At 51.5% G+C, this 20,489-nt stretch carries 26 protein-coding genes and 1 tRNA gene; 11 read left to right on the top strand and 16 right to left on the bottom strand.

Annotated features, from left to right (window positions below; translation table 11 throughout):
* Window positions 1–6: 6 nt before the first annotated feature.
* From K8942_04465 to K8942_04435, 7 genes are all read right to left on the bottom strand, one after another.
* Window positions 7–1,317, bottom strand: coding sequence for a glycoside hydrolase family 57 protein (locus tag K8942_04465; GenBank protein ID UPA22276.1), 1,311 nt, complete (start codon window positions 1,315–1,317; stop codon window positions 7–9).
* 76 nt (window positions 1,318–1,393) lie between these two features.
* On the bottom strand, window positions 1,394–2,605 hold the full coding sequence (locus K8942_04460) for a glycosyltransferase family 4 protein (GenBank protein UPA22275.1): 1,212 nt from the start codon (window positions 2,603–2,605) through the stop codon (window positions 1,394–1,396).
* Between the two features lie 145 nt (window positions 2,606–2,750).
* Window positions 2,751–3,821, bottom strand: a complete 1,071-nt coding sequence (locus tag K8942_04455; protein UPA22274.1) for a DNA topoisomerase IB — start codon at window positions 3,819–3,821, stop codon at window positions 2,751–2,753.
* Between the two features lie 36 nt (window positions 3,822–3,857).
* The gene (locus tag K8942_04450) at window positions 3,858–4,205 is read right to left on the bottom strand and encodes a hypothetical protein (protein UPA22273.1); all 348 of its coding nucleotides are present in this window, start codon (window positions 4,203–4,205) and stop codon (window positions 3,858–3,860) included.
* Between the two features lie 85 nt (window positions 4,206–4,290).
* The gene (locus tag K8942_04445; GenBank protein ID UPA22272.1) at window positions 4,291–4,896 is read right to left on the bottom strand and encodes a hypothetical protein; all 606 of its coding nucleotides are present in this window, start codon (window positions 4,894–4,896) and stop codon (window positions 4,291–4,293) included.
* 52 nt (window positions 4,897–4,948) lie between these two features.
* Window positions 4,949–6,496: an FAD-dependent oxidoreductase gene (locus K8942_04440; GenBank protein UPA22271.1), complete on the bottom strand. Its 1,548-nt coding sequence runs from the start codon at window positions 6,494–6,496 to the stop codon at window positions 4,949–4,951.
* Between the two features lie 118 nt (window positions 6,497–6,614).
* A complete protein-coding gene (locus K8942_04435; protein ID UPA22270.1) occupies window positions 6,615–7,241 on the bottom strand; it encodes a hypothetical protein in 627 nt (208 codons plus the stop codon).
* Between the two features lie 236 nt (window positions 7,242–7,477).
* Between K8942_04435 and K8942_04430 the strand changes: the two genes are divergently transcribed.
* Window positions 7,478–8,929, top strand: coding sequence for an ATP-binding cassette domain-containing protein (locus K8942_04430; GenBank protein UPA22269.1), 1,452 nt, complete (start codon window positions 7,478–7,480; stop codon window positions 8,927–8,929).
* A gap of 33 nt (window positions 8,930–8,962) precedes the next feature.
* Entirely contained in the window at window positions 8,963–9,355 is a 393-nt protein-coding gene (locus tag K8942_04425; GenBank protein UPA22268.1) for a hypothetical protein, read from the top strand.
* Here K8942_04425 and recQ read toward each other — a convergent pair.
* Window positions 9,321–11,168: a DNA helicase RecQ gene (gene recQ, locus K8942_04420; GenBank protein UPA22267.1), complete on the bottom strand. Its 1,848-nt coding sequence runs from the start codon at window positions 11,166–11,168 to the stop codon at window positions 9,321–9,323. The two genes, K8942_04425 and recQ, sit on opposite strands and share 35 nt — an antisense overlap.
* A gap of 301 nt (window positions 11,169–11,469) precedes the next feature.
* Here recQ and K8942_04415 point away from each other — a divergent pair, with 301 nt between their 5' ends.
* The 4 genes from K8942_04415 to K8942_04400 all read left to right on the top strand — a co-directional run bounded on the left by K8942_04415 (window position 11,470) and on the right by K8942_04400 (window position 13,745).
* Entirely contained in the window at window positions 11,470–12,348 is an 879-nt protein-coding gene (locus tag K8942_04415; protein UPA22266.1) for a hypothetical protein, read from the top strand.
* Window positions 12,349–12,484: 136 nt separating this feature from the next.
* Window positions 12,485–12,832 (top strand): metalloregulator ArsR/SmtB family transcription factor, encoded by a 348-nt coding sequence (locus tag K8942_04410; protein UPA22265.1) that lies wholly within the window; start codon window positions 12,485–12,487, stop codon window positions 12,830–12,832.
* Between the two features lie 29 nt (window positions 12,833–12,861).
* Window positions 12,862–13,341, top strand: coding sequence for an SRPBCC domain-containing protein (locus K8942_04405; GenBank protein UPA22264.1), 480 nt, complete (start codon window positions 12,862–12,864; stop codon window positions 13,339–13,341).
* A 29-nt stretch (window positions 13,342–13,370) separates the two neighbouring features.
* Entirely contained in the window at window positions 13,371–13,745 is a 375-nt protein-coding gene (locus tag K8942_04400; GenBank protein ID UPA22263.1) for a DUF1428 domain-containing protein, read from the top strand.
* Here K8942_04400 and K8942_04395 read toward each other — a convergent pair.
* Window positions 13,714–13,965, bottom strand: coding sequence for a hypothetical protein (locus tag K8942_04395; protein UPA22262.1), 252 nt, complete (start codon window positions 13,963–13,965; stop codon window positions 13,714–13,716). The two genes, K8942_04400 and K8942_04395, sit on opposite strands and share 32 nt — an antisense overlap.
* A gap of 80 nt (window positions 13,966–14,045) precedes the next feature.
* On the opposite strand from K8942_04395, the gene K8942_04390 reads away from it, so the two are divergent.
* The 3 genes from K8942_04390 to K8942_04380 are packed head-to-tail and all read left to right on the top strand — an operon-like array spanning window position 14,046 to window position 16,454.
* The gene (locus K8942_04390; GenBank protein UPA22261.1) at window positions 14,046–15,353 is read left to right on the top strand and encodes an MFS transporter; all 1,308 of its coding nucleotides are present in this window, start codon (window positions 14,046–14,048) and stop codon (window positions 15,351–15,353) included.
* Entirely contained in the window at window positions 15,353–15,676 is a 324-nt protein-coding gene (locus tag K8942_04385; protein ID UPA22260.1) for a TfoX/Sxy family protein, read from the top strand. Before K8942_04390 ends, K8942_04385 begins: the two co-directional genes overlap by 1 nt.
* Window positions 15,677–15,716: 40 nt before the next feature.
* Window positions 15,717–16,454, top strand: coding sequence for a VIT1/CCC1 transporter family protein (locus K8942_04380; protein UPA22259.1), 738 nt, complete (start codon window positions 15,717–15,719; stop codon window positions 16,452–16,454).
* 9 nt (window positions 16,455–16,463) lie between these two features.
* Here the strand turns inward: K8942_04380 and K8942_04375 are convergent, their stop codons facing one another.
* From K8942_04375 to yidD, 5 genes are all read right to left on the bottom strand, one after another.
* On the bottom strand, window positions 16,464–16,832 hold the full coding sequence (locus tag K8942_04375; protein UPA22258.1) for a nuclear transport factor 2 family protein: 369 nt from the start codon (window positions 16,830–16,832) through the stop codon (window positions 16,464–16,466).
* Window positions 16,829–17,251 (bottom strand): SRPBCC family protein, encoded by a 423-nt coding sequence (locus K8942_04370; protein ID UPA22257.1) that lies wholly within the window; start codon window positions 17,249–17,251, stop codon window positions 16,829–16,831. Before K8942_04370 ends, K8942_04375 begins: the two co-directional genes overlap by 4 nt.
* Before the next feature lie 37 nt (window positions 17,252–17,288).
* Window positions 17,289–17,804 (bottom strand): hypothetical protein, encoded by a 516-nt coding sequence (locus tag K8942_04365; GenBank protein UPA22256.1) that lies wholly within the window; start codon window positions 17,802–17,804, stop codon window positions 17,289–17,291.
* 164 nt (window positions 17,805–17,968) lie between these two features.
* Window positions 17,969–18,042 (bottom strand) — tRNA-Gly (locus K8942_04360).
* Between the two features lie 136 nt (window positions 18,043–18,178).
* The gene (yidD, locus tag K8942_04355; GenBank protein UPA22255.1) at window positions 18,179–18,478 is read right to left on the bottom strand and encodes a membrane protein insertion efficiency factor YidD; all 300 of its coding nucleotides are present in this window, start codon (window positions 18,476–18,478) and stop codon (window positions 18,179–18,181) included.
* A gap of 19 nt (window positions 18,479–18,497) precedes the next feature.
* Between yidD and K8942_04350 the strand changes: the two genes are divergently transcribed.
* On the top strand, window positions 18,498–18,773 hold the full coding sequence (locus K8942_04350; protein ID UPA22254.1) for a hypothetical protein: 276 nt from the start codon (window positions 18,498–18,500) through the stop codon (window positions 18,771–18,773).
* A gap of 93 nt (window positions 18,774–18,866) precedes the next feature.
* Here K8942_04350 and K8942_04345 read toward each other — a convergent pair whose 3' ends face one another.
* On the bottom strand, window positions 18,867–19,361 hold the full coding sequence (locus K8942_04345; GenBank protein UPA22253.1) for a hypothetical protein: 495 nt from the start codon (window positions 19,359–19,361) through the stop codon (window positions 18,867–18,869).
* 124 nt (window positions 19,362–19,485) lie between these two features.
* Here K8942_04345 and K8942_04340 point away from each other — a divergent pair, with 124 nt between their 5' ends.
* Entirely contained in the window at window positions 19,486–19,818 is a 333-nt protein-coding gene (locus K8942_04340; GenBank protein ID UPA22252.1) for a histidine triad nucleotide-binding protein, read from the top strand.
* Here K8942_04340 and K8942_04335 read toward each other — a convergent pair.
* Window positions 19,810–20,460: an HAD family phosphatase gene (locus K8942_04335; protein UPA22251.1), complete on the bottom strand. Its 651-nt coding sequence runs from the start codon at window positions 20,458–20,460 to the stop codon at window positions 19,810–19,812. The genes K8942_04340 and K8942_04335 overlap by 9 nt on opposite strands.
* Window positions 20,461–20,489 lie beyond the last annotated feature (29 nt).

The raw sequence follows: 20,489 nt of genomic DNA, 5'->3' as shown, positions 1-20,489 counted from the left end.
TATGGGTTATTGGTTATGAGTTATGGGGATGGAATTGTTTTTTTGATGTGTGTGAATGTCGGATTCGGAGGTCATGGTCACGCGTGACTTCAGATCGCACAGAGCGTGACTGAATCTTCGGTAGGCTTCGTAGGGGGAGTCATAGGGACTGAAGTATTTGTGTACGTCGCCGTCACTCCAGTATTTGGTGCACATGTAGTAGAAGTGGTCGGACGTCTGGAGTTTGCGCCAGGTATCAATCAGTTTTTGATCGCCGGTCTTTTTGACTGCTTCTTCCATCGCATAGATAGCGTCGAGAGCGGAGCGCTGGATATGGTTTCCGAGCCAGGCGGAGAGATCGCGTTCGGTATCTGCCCAGGAGATGGTGTTATGCACATCATAGGTATCGGTCTCACTGTCCTTCCAGAGATCAAGCACAGCGGAGGGGGTTGCAGCTTTGATGCCCCGCTTCTCGCATTCATCCGGCAGTGAGCGCAGGAAGTCGAAAATACCGGTGTGTTCCCACTGATGTTCTCCGAAGGTTTCGTAGTCCATGAAGAGGTTGATGCTGTGGCCGCTGTTGCCCTGGAGCCAGTCTGCATACGTGTGGCTCATCAGCGGAAATGCTGCCCAGTTTTTGTCTGAGAAGCGGAAGGCAACGTCGTCGCTCAGTCGGTAGTTTTTGAGGAGAATATGAATCGAGTCACTCGGTTTCATATGCGGGCGGTACTCTGCGATTATTTCTTCCTTTTCCGGCGAGAGCTGGAACTCGGGCGGGCGGTAGGGGATGTTCGGGCTTCTGTGCCGGAGCAGGTGATCCGCGCCTTCGGCGACAATGCCTTTGAATCCCATCTGCTTTACCATCTGCGCAATCTCATTATTGAAAATCAGCTCGGTATTCCGGAACATGGTCGGCGTCTGACCGAACAGTTCTTCGATTGTCTGCATGTGCTTTTTGACCTGCTGACAGAATTCCGGAAGCGACTTTACCGAGCTGAGAGAGTGATAATACGTCTCGGACAAAAATTCGACACGACCAGTTTGAGCGAGGGCTACAAACGAATCGAGGACGTCCTGTCCGTACTCTTTGCACTGATCCAGAAACACACCGGAGAGCGAATAACTGATGGCAAAGTCCGGATGTTTTTTCAGGAGCTCCAGCATCAGGGTGTTTGTCGGGAGATAGCACTTCTCGGCAACCTTGCGGAAGATGGCTTCGTTCTTTTCATCATCGAAGTAATCCATGCCGTCCGTGCCGATGTCACGCACACGCAGATCCTTCAGGCGGTAGGGCTGATGGACCTGGAAGTAGAAGCAGAGGAGGGGGGATTGGGACATGCGGGTTATGGGTGATTGGTTATGGGTTATTGGTAAGGGGATTGTTATTGGTTATCTGTTACCGGTGCATGATTTTTTATGTGATGATGTCTTGGTAGATGGAGGAAACGGCGCCGGCCTGGTTTTTCCAGCTGAGGCGCTTGAGGACGTTCGGGGCTTCGGCAATCAATTGTTCAGCGAGCGGGGTTTCGCGGAGGATGGTGAGGATGCAGTCTGCGAAGCGTTCGGTGTCCCAGAAGTCCACCACAAATCCGTGGTCGATCACCTCGGCTGCTCCTGACTGTCTGCTGAGCACGACCGGCACGTTGTGTCCGATGGCCTCGAGTGCAACGAGTCCGAATGGTTCACTGAGAGACGGCATTACGAAACAGCTGGCCTGCCGGTAGAGGCTGCTCACCTGGTCGCGGCTGACTTTGCCGGTGAACGCCATACAGTCGGTCAGTCCCAGTTCGCATGCCCGTTCCATCAGTTCGTTCAGCATGCCGCCGTCACCGGCCATGACAAACTGGACGTCCGGCCGCAGCTCGTGAATGACCTTCGCGGTCTCCAGGAATTGCCACGGGTTTTTCTGCACTGTGAGGCGTCCGAGGAAGAGGACGAGTGGGGGCTTTGGTGCGAGATCCGTTATAATGTCCGTGCTCTGTGCCACCGGCTGGTCATGACCGTTATGGACGACGCGGATTTTATCTGCCGGAATACCGTAGCGGTTTACGAGGATCGATTTTGTATAGTTGCTCACTGCAATCACGGTATCCGCAGCCATCAGTCCCTGCTGCTCACGATCAAAAATCCACTGGTTCGGGTGGAAGTCGGTGCGGTCGAGTTCGGTTGCGTGAATGTGTGCGACGAGCGGGACACGGTGATGGGCCGCGGCTTTCATGCCGGCGCCGTAGGTCATCCAGTCATGACAGTGAATGACATCGGCATCAATGTCGTGTGTCATCGCGACACTCATATCGGAAAAACGTTCGACCGCTTCGCCGAGACCGGGGCCGTACAGATCCTGAATTTCTTCGCCCGGTGCTTCCATGTGCATGCGTGCTGCAAATTCTTCCACGCTTTCGTACGGACGCAGCGTGCTCTTCACATACCGGATAACCGGCACATCATCGCCCGGTCCGCGGATGGCAAGTCCTGTCACATTGTCCTGTGCGGATGTCGGCAGAATGAGTGTGACCTGCACACCGTTTTTCAAAAGTCCGCGCACGAGTCCGTGGCAGGCCACACCGAGTCCACCAGAGTGGAGCGGGGGATATTCCCAGCCGAACATGAGCGAGTGCAGAGACATGTGTGTTTTTTGTTTTGTGTTGGCCGAGAACCCTTCATCGGCACATCTACTGATTATACCAGAAAAAACGTGTTTTGATGAGACAACAGACCTACCAGAAACAGCAATTCATGGTCTGATCACCATCACATTCTTTTGGCTTTCTTCAGCCATTTTTAGACGATTTCTGCAGGATATGATGGACCCCTTTCTCGATGGGCTTGAGCGCATAAGCCGTTGGATCTGCTTTTTGCTTCAGAAAACGCTCCAATTCTCTGCAGAGCTGCATGGCTTCATACGCTTCAAAAATGCGTGGATCAATGTAGTACTTGCGGCATGTTGCAGGTCTGTTTCCAAGGACGCTCGCCGCCTCTTTTACCGCACAGACCAGACAGGTTTTGATGTATTTTTCGTCATCACTTTCTCCGAGTTCCATGAGTGATTCTGCAGCGCGGATGGTGCCGCCCCATGTCCGGAAATCTTTGGCAGTGAATTCTTCTTTCGCGATGTCGTGAATGTACGCGTTTACATGTTCGGAATTGACGGCCTGCTTTCGCCCTTTTGCATCCATGTACTGAAAGAGTTCATGACCCGGAATATCCTGACACTGGTGAATGATGCGTGCGAGCCGCCGGTCGTGGATTTCCAGTTCCTGTTCGACACCGCTTTTGCCGCGGAACGAAAAACGGATCGTCGATCCATCCACATTCACATGCTTGTTCCGTAGTGTCGTGAGTCCGTACGAGTGATTGTCCTTTGCATATTCTTCGTTGCCGATGCGCATATGTGTGACATCCAGAAGTCGCACGATAGTCGCAAGAATTTTTGCCTCACTGAGGGCTGGACGGTCGAGGTCCTCAAGGACACGTTGTCTGATTGATGGCAGCACGAAGCCAAAAGATACGAGCTTATCGTATTTGGTTTTATTGCGGAGCTCGCGCCACTTTGCGTGGTAGCGGTACTGCTTCCGTCCTTTTTCATCCCGTCCTGTTGCCTGAATATGTCCGCGCGGAGACGGGCAGATCCAGACAGCGGTCCACGCCGGAGGAATGACCAGTGACGCGATACGCGCGAGAGTGTCGGCATCGGTGATTATTTTTCCGTGCTCATCTTTGTACGAAAAATGCGCACCCTTTTTCAGACGCGTAATGCCAGGACCGTCATCAGACATGTAACGGAGGCCTGCGTCTTTTGCAGCCTGTTTCGGATCGAGATCTTCCGGCAGTTTAATGTGCATGACGCTAGCGTAGCGTGATCAACTCAAAGACAAAAGTTAGAGCATGGAGAAGTCTCCTTTGTCCTTTATTTTGGCACGCCCATCACCGGATGATGGCATGGGCGGGAGGACGACTTGGGGGACGGCAGCGCGTTTTTTGGCGAGCGATGCGTCCACACGTGCTTTTTCTGCCGACTTCGCTGCATCTGCTGCTGCTTTTTTCGTTGCAATCTCCGTGTTCTTCCGTTGTTTTTCTGCTTCCAGGCGTTGCCTGTCTGCCTCTTTCTTTTGTTCTGCAGCTGCTTCTTTTGCTGCCCGTTCCGCATCGTCTTTTGCTTTCTTTGCTGCGGCTGCAGCATCTTTTGCCGCTTGTTCCGCTGCTTTTACGTCGTCATCTGTTGGCATGGGAGTGGGAGGAAGGGTGTACTCTCTATGACAGAAAAAACCGGACACTCTGTCCGGTTTCTCTGAGATTCATGATCGATTGGATTTATTTACGCTTCTTTGAGGCTGTTTTCTTGGCTTTCTTCGGCGCTGTCTTTTTTGCTTTCTTTGCCGGCTTTGCCTTTTTTGCTGTCTTCTTTGTCACTTTCTTTGCAGTCTTCTTTGCCTTGGCAGCTGTCTTCTTCGGGGCCTTTTTGGCTGCTTTCTTTACCGTCTTTTTCGCAACTTTCTTCACCGTTTTCTTTGTCTTCTTTGCGACTGTCTTTTTCTTCTTGGCTGGCTTCACTTTCTTTTTGGCTGCGACTTTCTTTGCCTTTTTTGCAGGAGCAGCTTTCTTGGCTTTCTTTGCAGGTTTCGCTTTCTTCACCGGCTTCGCTTTCTTGGCAGCTGCCTTTTTCTTCGGCGCTTCTTGTGCGAGCGGTGTGGTGTTCATATCGTCAGCCGGAGCCTCTTCCGCCGTGTCGTCATCGTCTTCATCGCTCACAGGAGGCATAGCCTGAATCTGCTTCAGGAGGGCAATATCCTCTGCATCGTCTTCGACCGGCTCGGACAGGATGGAATCCGGGGGCTTGTTTGCTTCCGGGCGCTCCTGGGGCGGGTTATTGAATAAACTTGCGAATGTGCCGTTGTTGTCTGGGTGGAGTGTGTGCATAGCGACAGATGGTATCAGGAGGAATAGAAATTTCAAGCTTGCCCGCCGTAGTTTAAACGGAGGCGGGCGGCAGATCTTTCATGGTGGGTCCATTCAGAACTTGTCCGTGGATATTATACCGCGACCCGTGGCACGGACAGTCCCACGACTTTTCGCCGCTGTTCCAGCGGATCATGCAGCCTTTGTGCGGACAGATGGCGGTGCGTGCAAACATCGTGCCGTCTGTATCGCGGTAGAGTGCGATTTTTGTGAGCCCGGTGCGCATCGTGGCACCTTGTCCCGGCTTTACCTCATCCATACTTTTGACGTCACCCGGGGTGATATAGTCACCAGCCAGATCTTTTGCGGTCACTGCATTTTCCTCGATAAATGTTTTGATGGCACCGAGCGGAACGCGGCTCGGGTTATAGACGTCGGCCCACGCATTGTCTTTCCCGCTGATGAGATCCGTGAGCAGCATGCCGGCAATAGTCCCGTGCGTCATGCCCTGACCGGAGTCACCGGTTGTGATAAATGACTGTGCGTGGCCGCCGGGTTTGCGTCCGATCATCGCGATGCCGTCGATGGTTTCCAGTACCTGTCCGGACCACCGAAACCGCACATCACTGCAGTCAGGGAAATGCCGTCGCGCCCACTTTTCGAGGATCTCGTAGCGCTTCTCCGCATCATCATATTCACCGGACCGGTGATCCTCTCCGCCGACAATCAGGATCTCTTTGGTCGCATCGTCATCATCTTTCTGGAGGCGGATGTAGTGATACGGATCGAGTGTATCCCAGTAGAGCGCTTTCGGAACGGCCCCTTTCGGAACCGTCAGTCCGATCACAAATGTGCGGTATGGAGACTGCTTGGTAAAGACCATCGCGTTATCGTTGACGGGTGCATTGGTTGCAACAGCCAGAGACGTGGCAGCCACCTTTTGCCCGTTTTCGAGAGTGATGGTGAACGGGGATTCTTTTTCCTCAATCTCCGTTACGCGGGAGTGTGCATGGATCTGTCCGCCCATCTTCGTGATTGCCTGCGCTAGTCCGGAGAGATAGGCGAGCGGATGAAACTGTGCCTGTTTCGGGAAGAGTAAACAGGCAGTCGGCAGATTTTTTGCGGGCATTTGCTTCAGTAAATCGACGTTTTCCAGGCCTACCGCATGCACAGCATCCAGCTCTTTCTGCAGCTCATCAGCGGGCATATCTGGAGCGGCAAACAGGTATCCATCCAGCCGTTCAAAGTCACAGGAAATGTTTTCCTCTTTCACAATTGTTTCAATCTGATCAATCGATCTGGTCTCACTCTCTGCAATGAGCTTTGCCTTTTCTAGTCCGTGAATGCGGATCATCTCATGATACCGGTCGTCGTTGGCGTTTGTGATGTGCGCTGTCGTGCGCCTTGTTTCGCCGCTCACGATCGGGCCATCATCCAGAACGATGACCGATTTTCCTGCTTTGCAGAGCAGATAGGCAGTCGTCAGTCCGCTGATGCCGGCGCCGATAATACAGACATCGGCGTGTGTATTAGTGGTGAGCGGCTCGAATGCAGGCAATGTTTTTGTGGCCATCCACAGTGAGGTTGTCTCCATGAATCCGGCGTCTTGTTGTGTCTTCATATGAGATGAGTGGAAGCGGTTGAATCTGATACTAAGACGTGCCAGTACGGGCATTCTTGCAGATTGGCATACAAAAAAGGCCGCAATAGGCGGCCTTTTAAGATCTCAGATCAAAGAATTAACGAACGGTGTCTTCTGTCAGTTCAATGTCCAAACGCATGAGGAGGCGGATGTTGTCCTGGTAGCAGATTGCTGCAAGGTCGCGGCCACCGTCTCTGCGGACACAGATGTTCCAGAGCTTGTTGCTGCGTGCGGTGCGGAGGTCATCCATTTCTTCGTAGGTATCAATATCGCTGTTCAGGATCGTTGTGGTTGCTTTCGGAGCAGCTGTCATGGTGACAGTCGGTTCCATGGTGCCTTCACTTGCTACAGAGGATGCGGACGATGCTGCGCTGGAGACGGAGCTTGTCGACATGGCAACGTTTGGAAGCAATGCGCTCTGTCCGAGCCACGCGAGGAGGGAGCCATCTTCTACATAACTCTTGAGGGGCTGCTTGATGCCGTAGGAGTACTCACAGCTCTGCACCTCTGTGCCGATCATCTCGTAGCACGGATGGCTCATGAAGCCGACGATATCAAACTTTGCGCCAGCAAACGGACCTTCGGTAATGGAGTTCTGCTGTATCTGCACGAAACTCTGCGTGACGGAAGGCAGCATACCGTCAGCGTTTGCAAAGCTGATGGTGAGTCCGAAGACTGCAACGAGTCCTGTCAGGAGGGAAAACTGAAGATGTTTCGAAGACATGTTCATAGAAATGGGGGAAGAAAAGATGCCTGCTCATTGCAGGGGTTCGGTATTCTATCTTCTATTTATATTAATACAAGTCATTTTGTTTATTATGTCAATAAACCTCTGTTTACCTTCCAAAAGGCTCTTTTTCCACTGTTCAGACAGCATTTTTCCCCCTACAATCCCCCCGCCTTTGCTGAGGCTACGGCGGGCTTGCAGCCCTCCCATTCGCATTCTTTCTTCGTGTATTTATGGAACATGGTGATGTCCTCCTCCGGTTTGATGACGTGACGTTTCATTACGATCACCGCTACCCTGTGCTCGAGGAAGCTGCTTTTTCGGTCCGTGAGAACGCAAAGCTCACTATTATGGGCCAGAATGGTGCAGGCAAAAGCACGATTTTCAAACTGATCACAAAGGAGCTCAAGCCCCAGCATGGTCAAATCCATCTCAAAAAAGGAGCGACAATCGGTATTGCAAAGCAGGTGGTGGCGCATGAGGATCTGGACAAGACGGTGAGGCAGTACTTTGAAGGTGCGTTCCACGAAAAGAAGTTCGACATTGAGCGCGATATTGCCCGGGTGCTGGATATTGTGAACCTGAAGGCGGCACTCGATAAGAAAATCAAAGATTTCTCCGGAGGGCAGAAAGCGCGTCTGCTCCTTGCCTACGCCATTATCCAGGAGCCGGATATTCTGCTGCTCGATGAGCCGACCAATAACCTCGACAAGGCCGGTATCGATCATCTCACGAGTTTTATTGTGATGTACGACAAGACCTGCATCGTCATTTCCCACGATGCGGATTTCCTGAACAGCTTCACGGAAGGTGTGCTGCACCTCGATGCTCATACGCACAAGGTCCAGCAGTTCGTGGGGGACTACTACAATGTGGTGGAGGAAATTGCCGCGCAGATTGAACGCGAGCAGCGCCAGAACGCGCGCATGGAGAAAGACATTCAGGATCAGAAGGACAAGATCAACTTCTTCTCACACAAGGGAGGAAAGATGCGCAAGCTCGCGAGCAAAATGCGTGATAACGTGGAAGAAGCGGAAGAGAATAAGGTCGATGTCCGCCGCGAGGATAAAACCATTCCGCCGTTCACGATTGAGATTTCAGATTTCCAGAAACCGCTGGCCGAAATCACGTCGGTCGGCATTATGAAAGACCATAAGCCTGTGCGGAAGAATGTGTCTGTCACGCTTCGTAAGCGTCATCGTGTGCTCATTACCGGACCAAACGGCATCGGCAAAACCACGCTTCTTGAATCGATGGCTAATGGTACTGAGCCTGGTGCCAAGATTACGCCGGGTGTGGTAGTCGGGTATTACCGTCAGGATTTCTCCGGATTGCCGTTTGATAAAACAGTGTATGAAGTCCTGGAAGAAGCGATGGAAGCTCCGAATCAGCAGCTGATTTTCCAGGCCGCCGCGCGCTTCATGCTGCCGGGTGAAAAGGTGCAGACCAAAGTCCGCGGACTCTCCGAAGGGCAAAAAGGACTCCTCTGTTTCGCGCGCTTCATGCTCCTGAAACCGACCCTCCTGATTCTCGATGAGCCCACCAACCACATCAACTTCCGCCACATTCCGGTCATTGCCGACGCGCTGAACGAATACAAAGGCGGCATGATCCTCATCAGCCACGACAAGGATTTCGTGAAATCCGTGGAGGTAAATGAGGAGCTGGATTTGGGGGCGCTGTAATTTTGTGGGGCGGCTTTGTGGTAGAATTGATACATGTCTTCGCATGTGGCTATAGGATTTCTTCATTCGATGTCCGATCGTCCGGTGGAGGTGGAGGTGCGTTTGAAAGAAGATTTTTTGCCGTATCCTCGTATTGCAACAATGGTTCGGAAATGGGCTATGGTGAATACAAATGTCTGCGCGGTTGAACTTTATACGACACCTGAAGCCTATGGTGTGTCGGTGCTTTTGGGTCTTGGTGTGTCGCTGGAAAGGCAGAACATCATTCGAAAAGAAATTCGTGAGCTTCTGCAGGCTGAGCTACAGCCGCAGACAGTAGAGCAAGTTTATGTTGATACTCCTTTGCATGCAGTGTCTTCATTCTTTGGGAAAAAAGGCTCTGTGAGGATTGTTAATAAGGAAATACCGGGAGGATTTTTGCAGTAACTCTGTCTTCCAGCCGATGCTCCTGTGCATAGCGCCGGATAATGTCCGTAAACCGCTTTCCGTATCTGTCAGCCTTTTTCGTCGATACTCCATAGATCTGCATAAAACTCTCGATGCTCTGTGGGAAGAGGCTCGCCATTTCTTTGAGTGACCGGTCGCCAAAAATAATGAAAGCAGCGACCCTCTGTTCCTCGGCAAGTTTCCGGCGGAGTGCACGGAGTTCCTCGAAGAGGGCGCGCTCGAAACGCTCGTCATCCACATCGGCCACTTTGCGTTCGACAATAGCGACCTCGGCTTCCGGTTTGCGGATGAAAATCGGTTCGCCGTTTTCGAGGGCGGTTTTGCCTTTCAGTGTCAGCGAGAGTGTCGGATACAAGCCCTCAGCTTTTCGGAGGAGATTGCCCGCGACCATTTCTGCAAGCGTGAAGCGCAGCTTCTGTGCACTCTGATCCTGTGCGACTCCAAAGATCTGCAAATTATCGTGCTGTGCCATCTGTGTCTTATCAGTCGATTTTCCACGGAGAACATCGACAATATGCCCGCCGCCAAAGCGTTCGCCGGTAGCCTGGACTGCTTCCAGAATCTTTGTGCCAAGGTCTGTTACATCAATCAGTTCTTCGTCTTTGGCCAAGCACCGGTCACAGCTACCGCAGTTGTCCTGGTCGTAGACTTCACTGAAGTACGCCATCAGATATTTGCGGCGGCAGGTGCGGAGTTCGCCGTAGGCTGCCATCTGCTGGAGCTTCTCGCGGGTGGATTGCTGGAGGAGAGGGTCTTCAATCTGCCGGATGAAGTATTCCTGCTTGAAGCGGTCGGCATCGGAATAGAAGAGGATGCAGTCGCTCGGGAGGCCATCGCGTCCGGCGCGGCCTGTTTCCTGGTAAAAGCTTTCGATGTTCTTCGGGAGATCAATATGAACCACAGTCCGGATATCAGGCTTATCAATACCCATCCCGAATGCAGTGGTCGCAGTGATGATTTCCACGTCGTCCCGCATGAACGCATCCTGCGTGTCTTTGCGCAGCTGCGGCGACATGCCGGCATGGTAGGGGAGGCAGCGCAGCCCTTCAGCCTGTAAATCTGCAGCGAGGCTCTCGGTGCTTTTCCGTGAGAAGCAGAAGACGACCGCAGGGAGGCGTTCGGCTTTTTTGAGGATGAGGAGTAAGCGGTCAAACGTGCGGGCTTTCGGGTAGACGTGGTACGTGAGATTCGTCCGGTTGAACCCGGAGAGAAAGAGGGGCGCATTGTCGAGACCCAGCTGACTGCGGATATCGGTCTGGACCTGTGGCGTTGCTGTCGCAGTGAGTGCAATGCACGGAACATGCGGGAAGGCCGCGCGCAGTTTTTTGAGAAGCCGGTAGTCTGGCCGGAAGTCGTGGCCCCACTCGGAAATACAGTGGGCTTCATCAATGGCGATCAGTTGGAGTGGCAATGTCTGCAGGTAGTTCATGAAAGATGCCACACCCAACCGTTCCGGAGCGACGTAGAGGAGTTTCAGGCGCCCATTGGTTGCATCATCCATTACATCCATCTGCTCTTCCTGTGTCTGGCTGCTGTTTAAAAAGGCGGCATTGATGCCGTTATTCCGGAGTCCATCGACCTGATCTTTCATCAGCGCAATCAGTGGGGAAATCACGAGTGTGAGTCCGTCCAGACAGAGAGCGGGTACCTGGAAGCACAGCGATTTGCCGCCCCCGGTCGGCATCACGACCAGACAGTCATTGCCGTTGAGGATCGTGTTGATGATTTTTTCCTGCGTCGGGCGGAAGCTTTTGTAGCCGAAGTGGGTTTCGAGGAGATGCAGGAGATCCATGAAGCTGCACTCTAAAGTGATTGCTGCAGCACGTCTATGAGGTGCAAGATTTTTTTGCAGGAGGATAGTCCTTTTATCTAGAAAGGAGCGATAAACGTTGTTCTGTTGCATTATAGAACAGGGAAGTTGACGTATTTTATTTTCAATGTAATTTAACACATAGTCAGGGAAAATTTCCTGATCCGTTCTTTGAGAGCAACGGGTATGAGTTGTGATAGTGAAATGCCCTGCGTTGGGGCAAGAAGATGTGTACGTTGGTCCAGGCTAGCCGACCGGGCTTTAAACGGTGGAGTGTTACATCATGGCAAATCAGTATTTTACATTCGAGGAACTGTTGGCAATCGATCAATTTGGAAGTGAGGAAGACGGAGGTTTTAGGGTCATTCCCAAGAATGGTCATGTCCGAGTTGCCGGTTCTATTTCAGGTTATGTGAGCGTCTTACCTGGTGGAAGAATCGGTTTCGATGAAGGGCATGTCTGGACAGCATCACGTCCGGAGAACGATGATCCCATTCGTTCATTTATGGCCTTGCTCCTTCTGCCTCAGGAAATCCTGATTGAAACAGGCGATGTTTGTTATTGCCCGAATGAACACGAACGTTTTGTAGCAGGTTCGTTTACCGAAAGTGTTGGAGAGCATGGCATGCGGATTATTCACGGAGGCGATGCTGTTGCTGTCATTGAGCGGAGCGATATAGAACCTCCCTATATTGTGACCCTTAAGGTTAATCAGAAAGGGGGGAAGGAAAGGGAAGAATTGCTTCACTGGCTTCGGGAAGCGACTCTGACAGAAGGGTATCTGCGTTTTCATGGGCACCGTATGAGAAAGTCGTATTACCTAGCACGATCCATTTGCCTGCGAAGCGGCATATCTTGGAATTCACAGCAAATTTGCCAGGAAGGGAAACCGTTTACATCACACACCGGTCAGACCTACAGAGTGTATGCTTATCGTGATATAGGGTTTGATGGCAGACGGCGTGATCAGGCATGGATTCCGCATATCTCTGTAGAGACGAATGGGTATCAGAATCATCTTTGTCTGGCCGAAGCATTGCGTACAATGGTGCTCCGTGATTGGGCTACTGCAGTACGTGCCTTGAATGTGTGTAATGTTTGTAACAAAGACACCTTCGTTCCATTACCAGATGGCGGCTACTGTTCTGATGGCTGCTTCTAAAGAATTCATACCTGACTGACTTTCAAAGAAACCCCGTTGCCGCCGCAGCGGGGATTTCTGCTGTATTCTGTTAGATCAATACAATAGACAACTTCTTTTTTGACAGGGGATTTTCTCTGTACTATCATTCAACCAAATGGTTGAATTAAGTCTCTCACCGATCAGCCTCGATGCGATCTTTCAGTCCCTCGCAGATCCGACCCGCCGCGATATTCTCCGCAGAGTCGCCAAGAACAAGAAAGAGATGTCGATCTCCGATGTTGCAAAGCCGTATACACTGTCCTTTGCTGCCATCGCGAAGCACCTGAGTGTCCTTGAGAAAGCGCGCCTCATTATCAAGAAGCGGAAGGGGAAGGAGCAGATGGTGCAACTCTCTCCGGCTGCTTTTAGAGAAGCGAGCCGGTACCTGTCTGCGTATGAAAAGCTCTGGAATGACCGTCTCGATTCACTCGAAAAATACCTCGCGTCATTCCCCGAATTGTAATCATTCTCTTATTTTTTTCTCCCTTTCCTATGGACACGAAGACCATCCATATCACCCGTACATTCAATGCGCCCCTTGCCCGTGTCTGGCAGGCATTTACAGATCCTGAGATGATTAAGCTCTGGTGGGGCCCTGAGCATTTCACGGCACCGCACGCAGATATCGATTTCCGCGAAGGTGGAAAATATCTCTACTGCATGCGCGGCGCGATGGGACCTGGCATGCCTGAGCAGGATTTCTGGAGCGGGGGAGTCTACGAGGAAATCATCCCGATGCAGAAGATTGTCTGCACCGATCACTTTGCAGACAAAGATGGAAATTTGCTGAACGGCAAAGACGTCGGTATGCCCGGAGAATGGCCGGATGAAATGCGTGTGACATTCACCTTTACGGAGGAAAATGGCCAGACAACTCTCACGCTTGTACACGAAGGACATCCTACCGGGATGGCCGGCGATGCGAATGTCGGTTGGAACCAGTCTTTGGACAAGCTCGAAGCAGCTCTGTAATCTTTTTCACATCTCTTCCCCTCACTCTTATGCGTTACGTCGATGGTTATGTTTTCCCTCTTCCGACCAAGAACCTTGCTGCCTATAAAAAGATGGCGGGTGAGGGTGGCAAGATGTGGATGAAGCACGGTGCTCTTCAGTATGTTGAATGCATCGGTGATGATCTGACACCTGAACACTCCACGATGCCTTTCCCGAAAATGGCCAAAGCGAAAGACGGCGAGACAGTCGTTTTCTCCTTCATCATCTACAAGTCGAAAGCACACCGCGATCGCGTAAATGCAAAGGTCATGAAAGAAATGGAGTCGACCTATACAGAGGCCGATGCCAAAAACATGCCCTTCGATATGAAGCGCATCGCAGTCGGCGGCTTCAGTGTTCTTGTGGATCTGATGGCGAAATAGGGGTCGGGTCCGGAACTTTTTTCTTAAAGATCCGCGCCTTGAACTTCTCAGTCATCTGGCGCATTGCTGCCCGCAGTTTCTTCGGTATTAAAAACCCCATACCCAATAATTCCAGCCCGATCAGGGCCAGCCACGAACCCGGGGTGAAGGGGGTAACGAGGGCAGCGAGTCCGAGGATCAGACAGATGACGCCGAGGATTTTCCGGAGGATGGACCACATGATGCAAGCATAGACTACAGACTGAAAAACGTCACTTTTTCTCAATACAAAGGCATTTTTTCCTCTAGTATGAACAGACTATGAAAACCTTCTACCATATTATTGCCAACACCTTCATTGCGTCTCTGACGACCTTTGTCGTGTGGTTTGCGCTGACGTTCTTTGTGTACCTTGAAACCAAATCCGTCTTTGCCACGTCGGTGCTTGCGGGTGTGTATCTCATCCTGATGTCGTCCTCCAGTTTCTGGTTCGGGAGCATTGTTGATCATCACCGGAAAAAGTCCGCGATGATTTTTTCGAGCAGTGTGACTCTCGTCATTTTCAGCATTGCCTTTGCCATCTATCTGCTAGCTCCTGCAGAAGCATTCACATCAGTCAGTAGCCCGATTCTGTGGATCTTCAGTACGCTTATTCTTATAGGTGTGATCTTCGGGAATATCCGTAATATCGCGCTGGCCACTCTCGTGACTATCCTTGTGCCGGAACATGACCGCGATAAAGCGAACGGACTGGTGGGTATGGTGAACGGTGTCACGTTCCTGGTGGTGTCGGTCATCTCCGGTTTTCTGGTCGCGCAGGGTGGCATGTTTTATGTGATGATTCTTTCGATCAGCCTCACACTCGCTGTCATCCTGCATCTGCTGCTCCTGCATGTTCCGGAAGAGAAGATTGTGCACACTGCAGAGAAGCCGAAGAAGGTGGATATCCGTGGTACCATCGCCGTCATCTCCACCATTCCCGGGCTCTTTGCCCTCATCTTTTTCACGACATTCAACAACTTCCTCGGAGGTGCCTTTATGTCTCTGATGGATGCGTACGGCCTCTCGCTCGTATCGGTGCAGATGTGGGGCATTGTGTGGGGAATCCTTAGCACCGCCTTCATTGTGGGTGGCATCATCATCTCCAAATTCGGTCTGGGAAAGAATCCGCTTCGCTCGCTGTTCCTGACAAACATCACCATTTGGACTGTCAGCATGCTCTTCACCGTTCAGCCTTCCATCATTCTTCTGATGGTCGGTATGTTCATTTACCTGGCAGTCGTGCCGTTTATTGAAGCGTCCGAGCACACCATCATGCAGAAGGTCGTGCCGTTCGAACGCCAGGGCCGCGTGATGGGCTTTGCACAGAGCGTTGAAATGGCAGTCTCCCCGCTGATGGCTTTTCTGATCGGCCCGCTTGCACAGTTCTTCTTCATTCCGTTTATGAGTGAAGGCGGACAGGGTGCAGAGCTGATCGGTTCCTGGTTTGGCGTTGGCACCGGCCGTGGTATTGCGCTTGTCTTCACTGTTATCGGTATTGTCGGACTATGTGTCACGCTCATCGCTATGCGCTCACGGTTTTACACAGTGCTGTCGAAGCAGTACCAGACAGCGTTATCTTCTGACTGATGGCAACCGCACAATCCACCGCTGATTATATTGTCGATCAACTGAGTGATTTGCCCGGTATCCGTACCAGGAAAATGTTTGGCGAATATGCGCTGTACTACCAGGAAAAAGTCATTGCTCTGATTTGTGATGACCGGCTGTATGTGAAGAAAACAAAGGCGGGGGAGGAGTGTATCGACGATATCATCGAAGACGCACCGTACCCCGGTGCCAAGCCGTATTACCTGATCGACGAAGCGCGGTGGGAGGATCGTGAATGGCTGGCTACTCTCATCGAGAAAACGGCGGCAGAGATACCGACGCCCAGACTTAAGAAAAAATAGGCAAACAGGCACAGGCGGACTATCATGGGAGACATCTTCTATGACAGTCGACGTATCCGCTTTTGAACGGCATCGCACGCAGGAGCACCATGGCCATCGCTTTGGATCATATATCCGCGAAATTGTGTACGGTGGCAACGATGGCATCGTCACGACGTTTGCTGTAGTTGCAGGAACGATGGGGGCTGATCTCCCACATACGATTGTGATTATCCTCGGTCTCGCAAATCTCTTTGCGGACGGTCTTTCCATGGCAACGGGTGCGTACCTCTCTGAAAAATCCCAGCAGGCGCAACGCATGCGAATCCGCCTGGAGGAGCTGCAGGAAATTGAGGATCATCCGGACATGGAGCGCGAGGAAGTGAAGCACTATCTTGCGACACTCGGGTTTACAGGAAAGGACCTCGATCGTGCCGTCGCGGTTGTCACCAGCGACAAGGAGCAGTGGGCGGATATGATGATGGTCGGGGAGCATGGGTATGTAAAAGGAGAGGAGTCGACGCCGCTGCTGGATGGTCTCATGACGTTCTGTTCGTTTGTCTTGTTTGGCTCTATCCCTCTTATTCCTTATTTCCTGGGGGTAAATCCTGCAGACCGCTTTTCGATCGCCATTTTCGGTACATTTGTGTCATTGATTCTGTTGGGTGCCGCACGCAGTATTGTGACACGCGAAAAGCTCTGGCGCGGCCCCTTCGAAATTGTCCTTGTCGGAGCACTTGGTGCTTTCGTAGCCTACGGAGTCGGCGTGCTTTTGAAGTCGGTGGGGGCTGGAGCGTAATTTGTTTCTCTATGCAGGTTCAGGTGCTGTTTTGACCTGCGCGATATATCCGATCAGCTTCCGGATTTTCCCGTTTTGCATTTCAAAGAGATCGCAGAATACGAGTGGCAGGATCACTCCGTCTTTGGTGCGTGCCTGTACTGTTCCTTCTGCAATCACGACATCATTTTCTTCGGTCATTCGTGTCAGGGTAATGACCGGCTTCCCGGAGAAGGCAGGGTTTTCAATTTCTGCATCGAATGCCTCTTTTCCTTTGTGATGAAAAAAGCCGTGCATAATCCACTCCACGTCGTCTGTCAGGCACGAGAGAATCTGTGCATGGTCCAGCGTATTGAATCCATCAATATACCGTTCAATAGTAGCCTTATTGTTGCTCATGCCTGCGACTCGGTATACGTCTTGAAGTTATCCAGAATCGACTGCCAACCGGCCCTCTGCATTTCTACAGGGTTCTCGCTTTCTGCATCAAACGTTTCGGTCACATGCGTATGGTCGCCATGTCCGTCAAAGGTGATGCGAACTGTGCGTCCGTCATCCATGGTGTAGCCAATCTCTTTCTGGTCGATGACAGTTGTATAGGTACCGCCAAAATCAAACCCGACGCTGCCATCTTTGGCTTCCATGCGTGCAGTAAATGTTCCACCTTCACGCAGATCCACCGTTGCGGAGGGGGAATGCCAGTCGTCTGATGCATGGTTCCACTGCATGATGTGCTCCGGCGTATTCCAGCATTCCCATGCTTTTTCGAGGGGTGCATGGACGGTGGTTTCGATGGTGATTTGGGTGGGGGTGATCATAGAAAGCAATGGAAACAGTTGGCAAGCGTTATAGGTATTATCCACCAAAGAATAGGCGATACATGAATGATGTCACCGGATCAAAATCCGGACCATACACCAGGATCGCTCCGAGAGATCCGACCATCAATAAGCCAAGAAAGCCAAGAGTTGCAAGAACAGGTGCAATGCGTGCGCTAGTTATTACCGAAGCGATCCGCATGCCTATGGAAATCGGTGTTCTGAATCCCTGTGGCACCGACTGAAGCAGTGTTGTTCCCTGTAACCAGAGGAGTAGATACGCGGCTGCCAGAATTGCGTACACCCATGTCGTCACGTTCGCGAGCAGGGAATGTATTTCCAGAACGGCATGGAGTTCAGCTTTTTTAAAAAGGTGCTCTGCTGTTTCGCCGGTCGAAAGACTCATGAATGCACCTATCACACCGGTGATTACAAGAACGCCTCGCGTATGCGTCCACCGTGCCCCTGCAGCAAAATATCTGATCAGCTCCAGGAAACTGTAGACGGAGAGTAACGCTATAGGAAAGTGAATGAAGAGCGGGTGGAGATCCATGAGCAGATTATAGTAGTGTTTTTCATGAAATTCATATTCAGTTTTATTTTTTGCATGCTTGTTCGGCTCTTGTCTCAGTACTGCCCTCTAAGCCAAAAACGGCGTCGCATGCTTGGCGCGCTCCTTGTTTTAGAGCTTGGAAGCTCCAAAATTCTCTGGAATTTTGGAGCGGGTAGCGGGAATCGAACCCGCATCCTCAGCTTGGAAGGCTGATGTACTACCACTGTACGATACCCGCTTATGAGAATGATCTTTTTCTGAGATACCTTACCACTGCTTGCCGGCCGTAGCCTTGGCGAAGGCTGGTACGATACCCGCGTGTGAAAGGGGCTTTTTATCCCCAGAACGTTGCAAGAGGATACTAAGAACTGGTCCTAAAGGGAAGAGGTTTGGCGCTTTGCCATTTCCCGCCATTTTTCCTCAGAAATAGGCGTAAACGGGTTACAGCTCAGAACCCGCTTGATCGCCAGGAAAGATCCCATAACTGCCCCTCGTTCCTTGAGTTGAATTTTCGCGTACTCCGAACAGGTGGGGGAATGCCGGCAGTAGCCGTACGTGTACAGATGCCGGAGCGGCCCGTGGTCCGGAGAGAGAGTTTTCTGATACGCGGTGATGAGCGCGATAAGGATCGAGCTTGCTTCCAGACGCCGGACGTGTTGCAGGAGATTGCGCATGAAATTCGAAATGACTAGTATGAAGTGTACTCTTCACCTGACCCGTATGCTCTGGTCTTCCCTCGATATTATCCACGGACTCTACATTGTGATCGGCGTCATGCTGGTTGTGGTGCTGTATCATGTGATTTTCATTGTGGTGGATCTGCGCAAGGTGATGAAGCGGACGCAGATTGTGACTGAAGAGTTGCAGACCGTTATCCTCAAGCCGCTCTCCATGGCTGACCAGGCGATGGCGTGGGTGTCGGGGTTTTTGGATGAGAAAACGAAGAAGCATGATAAAAAGAATGACTAGGTATCAGGTATCGGTCACCGGTCATCGGGGTTGAATATCTTTATTTGATATGCCAAAAATACCCGGTGACTGATATCCCGGTGACCGATACCCTCACTGAATACTCTGTTTGTCGATAAACACGCGTACGAACAGTCTTTTCAGGACTTCCACAGATGCTTCAAACAAACTTGCGAGCAGGGCATTCAAGCGGCGGATGCGGGCGTAGAGCAGGTTTGCCTTGTAGGCGCTTCCCGGGCGAGACATTGATGCAATCACTTTTGCCTGCTTGCGCAATTTCTTCACTTCTTCGCGGATGTGCTGTTCCAGTTCCTTCTGCATGACGACGGGAATCGGCAGGTTTGCAATCGCGAGATCGCGTGCAGAGAGACCGCTCTGTGTCTGGCTGGTTGTTTTTACTGCGGTGCCGCCTGATCCGCTGCCATCATTCGCAGGCTTGTCGTTTGCATTCTCTGTGAACTGTCCCAGTCCCTCCATGAAAGATGTGAGATCCACGCTCTTCGGCTGGGCAACAATAACAGGCGCAGCGGACAGGGAGTCCGGACTGGATGTGAGTGATGGTGCCTTCTCTGACGGGGTGTTTACCATGTAGATCTATTATGCTCCTTTTCATGAAAAAATTCAATGAAATGGCCTATAGGTATCAAATTTATGACTCTTTTCATTGTCGATGATCTTCCATTCTGCCCCGTATCGGAGGTAAGCTGACACTATGGCCGAACCCACAATCTTCCATAGAATAATCGCCCGTGAGATCCCTGCGGATATCGTGTACGAAGACGATGATGTGATCGCCTTCAAAGATATTCACCCGAAAGCGCCCACACATCTTCTGTTTGTGCCGAAGCTCTTTGTGGCGTCTGTTGCGGATATTGATGAATCGACGAAAGATCTGCCCGGATTACTTATTCTGAAGGCCCAGGAATTTGCCAAAGCGAAAGGAATCGACGGCTACAAACTGACGTATCACGTCGGGAAGGGCGGGGGACAGGAAGTGTTCTATTTGCACCTGCACTTTCTGAGCCAGCAGTCGCTTTCAGAGTGATCGGAGCATGCCTGTAGTCAGCTCATCCATAGTGGTGATGATCCTGTCTGCGGCATCAAGATTCTGTTCATGATTTGAGTCATATCGATAGCCGATGCAGTACATGCCGGCGGCTTTTGCAGCAGTGACTCCATAGAATGAATCTTCCAGCACAACACAGTCTTTCGGGTCTACCTTCAGCTTTTCTGCAACCAGCAAATAGATATCCGGTGCCGGTTTCACGCGCTCATCCACGTCGTTCGCGCAGCAGATAAGAGGGAAATACGATGTGAGTTCCAGCAGTGCAAGCATGCGGTCAATCCATGGCCGATGTGCTGATGATCCGATGGCGATTGGAATATCTTCTGCAACCAGTCGGTCCAGAAGGGCGGGAATGCCCGGCACGATCTGGATTCTTTCCTCCATGTTGGCATCGACCGATAGTTTTGTACGGTGATTCATGTACTCATCGTAATTCATTGTCAGTCCATATTCGCGCATGAGCAACTCATGTCCGGCCTGCAGCCCAAGCCCGGTCATGCGGCCGCTGTCTGTCGGGGTCCAGTGGGGGATGATGGTCGGGAAAAAGGCGGAGGCATTCTCTTTCCAGTGCCGTTCGCTGTCCACAATCACGCCGTCGAAGTCGAAAATGAATGCTTTCATGGGAATGACAGAGTAACGGAAGAGACACA

Source organism: Candidatus Peribacteria bacterium (assembly GCA_023038255.1).
Taxonomy (GTDB): Bacteria; Patescibacteriota; Gracilibacteria; order Peribacterales; family Peribacteraceae; genus CALREJ01.
This window is presented reverse-complemented; position numbering and strand designations above follow the sequence as displayed.

Coding starts and splice junctions, on each gene's coding strand:
- K8942_04350 (UPA22254.1), top strand. CDS start 18,498: ATGAAGTGTACTCTTCACCTGACCCGTATGCTCTGGTCTTCCCTCGAT.
- K8942_04380 (UPA22259.1), top strand. CDS start 15,717: ATGACAGTCGACGTATCCGCTTTTGAACGGCATCGCACGCAGGAGCAC.
- K8942_04400 (UPA22263.1), top strand. CDS start 13,371: ATGCGTTACGTCGATGGTTATGTTTTCCCTCTTCCGACCAAGAACCTT.
- K8942_04445 (UPA22272.1), bottom strand. CDS start 4,896: ATGCACACACTCCACCCAGACAACAACGGCACATTCGCAAGTTTATTC.
- K8942_04460 (UPA22275.1), bottom strand. CDS start 2,605: ATGTCTCTGCACTCGCTCATGTTCGGCTGGGAATATCCCCCGCTCCAC.
- yidD (UPA22255.1), bottom strand. CDS start 18,478: ATGCGCAATCTCCTGCAACACGTCCGGCGTCTGGAAGCAAGCTCGATC.
- K8942_04335 (UPA22251.1), bottom strand. CDS start 20,460: ATGAAAGCATTCATTTTCGACTTCGACGGCGTGATTGTGGACAGCGAA.
- K8942_04365 (UPA22256.1), bottom strand. CDS start 17,804: ATGGATCTCCACCCGCTCTTCATTCACTTTCCTATAGCGTTACTCTCC.
- K8942_04455 (UPA22274.1), bottom strand. CDS start 3,821: ATGCACATTAAACTGCCGGAAGATCTCGATCCGAAACAGGCTGCAAAA.
- recQ (UPA22267.1), bottom strand. CDS start 11,168: ATGGATCTCCTGCATCTCCTCGAAACCCACTTCGGCTACAAAAGCTTC.
- K8942_04385 (UPA22260.1), top strand. CDS start 15,353: ATGGCAACCGCACAATCCACCGCTGATTATATTGTCGATCAACTGAGT.
- K8942_04395 (UPA22262.1), bottom strand. CDS start 13,965: ATGTGGTCCATCCTCCGGAAAATCCTCGGCGTCATCTGTCTGATCCTC.
- K8942_04345 (UPA22253.1), bottom strand. CDS start 19,361: ATGGTAAACACCCCGTCAGAGAAGGCACCATCACTCACATCCAGTCCG.
- K8942_04375 (UPA22258.1), bottom strand. CDS start 16,832: ATGAGCAACAATAAGGCTACTATTGAACGGTATATTGATGGATTCAAT.
- K8942_04370 (UPA22257.1), bottom strand. CDS start 17,251: ATGATCACCCCCACCCAAATCACCATCGAAACCACCGTCCATGCACCC.
- K8942_04415 (UPA22266.1), top strand. CDS start 11,470: ATGGCAAATCAGTATTTTACATTCGAGGAACTGTTGGCAATCGATCAA.
- K8942_04465 (UPA22276.1), bottom strand. CDS start 1,317: ATGTCCCAATCCCCCCTCCTCTGCTTCTACTTCCAGGTCCATCAGCCC.
- K8942_04435 (UPA22270.1), bottom strand. CDS start 7,241: ATGTCTTCGAAACATCTTCAGTTTTCCCTCCTGACAGGACTCGTTGCA.
- K8942_04390 (UPA22261.1), top strand. CDS start 14,046: ATGAAAACCTTCTACCATATTATTGCCAACACCTTCATTGCGTCTCTG.
- K8942_04340 (UPA22252.1), top strand. CDS start 19,486: ATGGCCGAACCCACAATCTTCCATAGAATAATCGCCCGTGAGATCCCT.
- K8942_04405 (UPA22264.1), top strand. CDS start 12,862: ATGGACACGAAGACCATCCATATCACCCGTACATTCAATGCGCCCCTT.
- K8942_04425 (UPA22268.1), top strand. CDS start 8,963: ATGTCTTCGCATGTGGCTATAGGATTTCTTCATTCGATGTCCGATCGT.
- K8942_04440 (UPA22271.1), bottom strand. CDS start 6,496: ATGAAGACACAACAAGACGCCGGATTCATGGAGACAACCTCACTGTGG.
- K8942_04450 (UPA22273.1), bottom strand. CDS start 4,205: ATGCCAACAGATGACGACGTAAAAGCAGCGGAACAAGCGGCAAAAGAT.
- K8942_04430 (UPA22269.1), top strand. CDS start 7,478: ATGGAACATGGTGATGTCCTCCTCCGGTTTGATGACGTGACGTTTCAT.
- K8942_04410 (UPA22265.1), top strand. CDS start 12,485: ATGGTTGAATTAAGTCTCTCACCGATCAGCCTCGATGCGATCTTTCAG.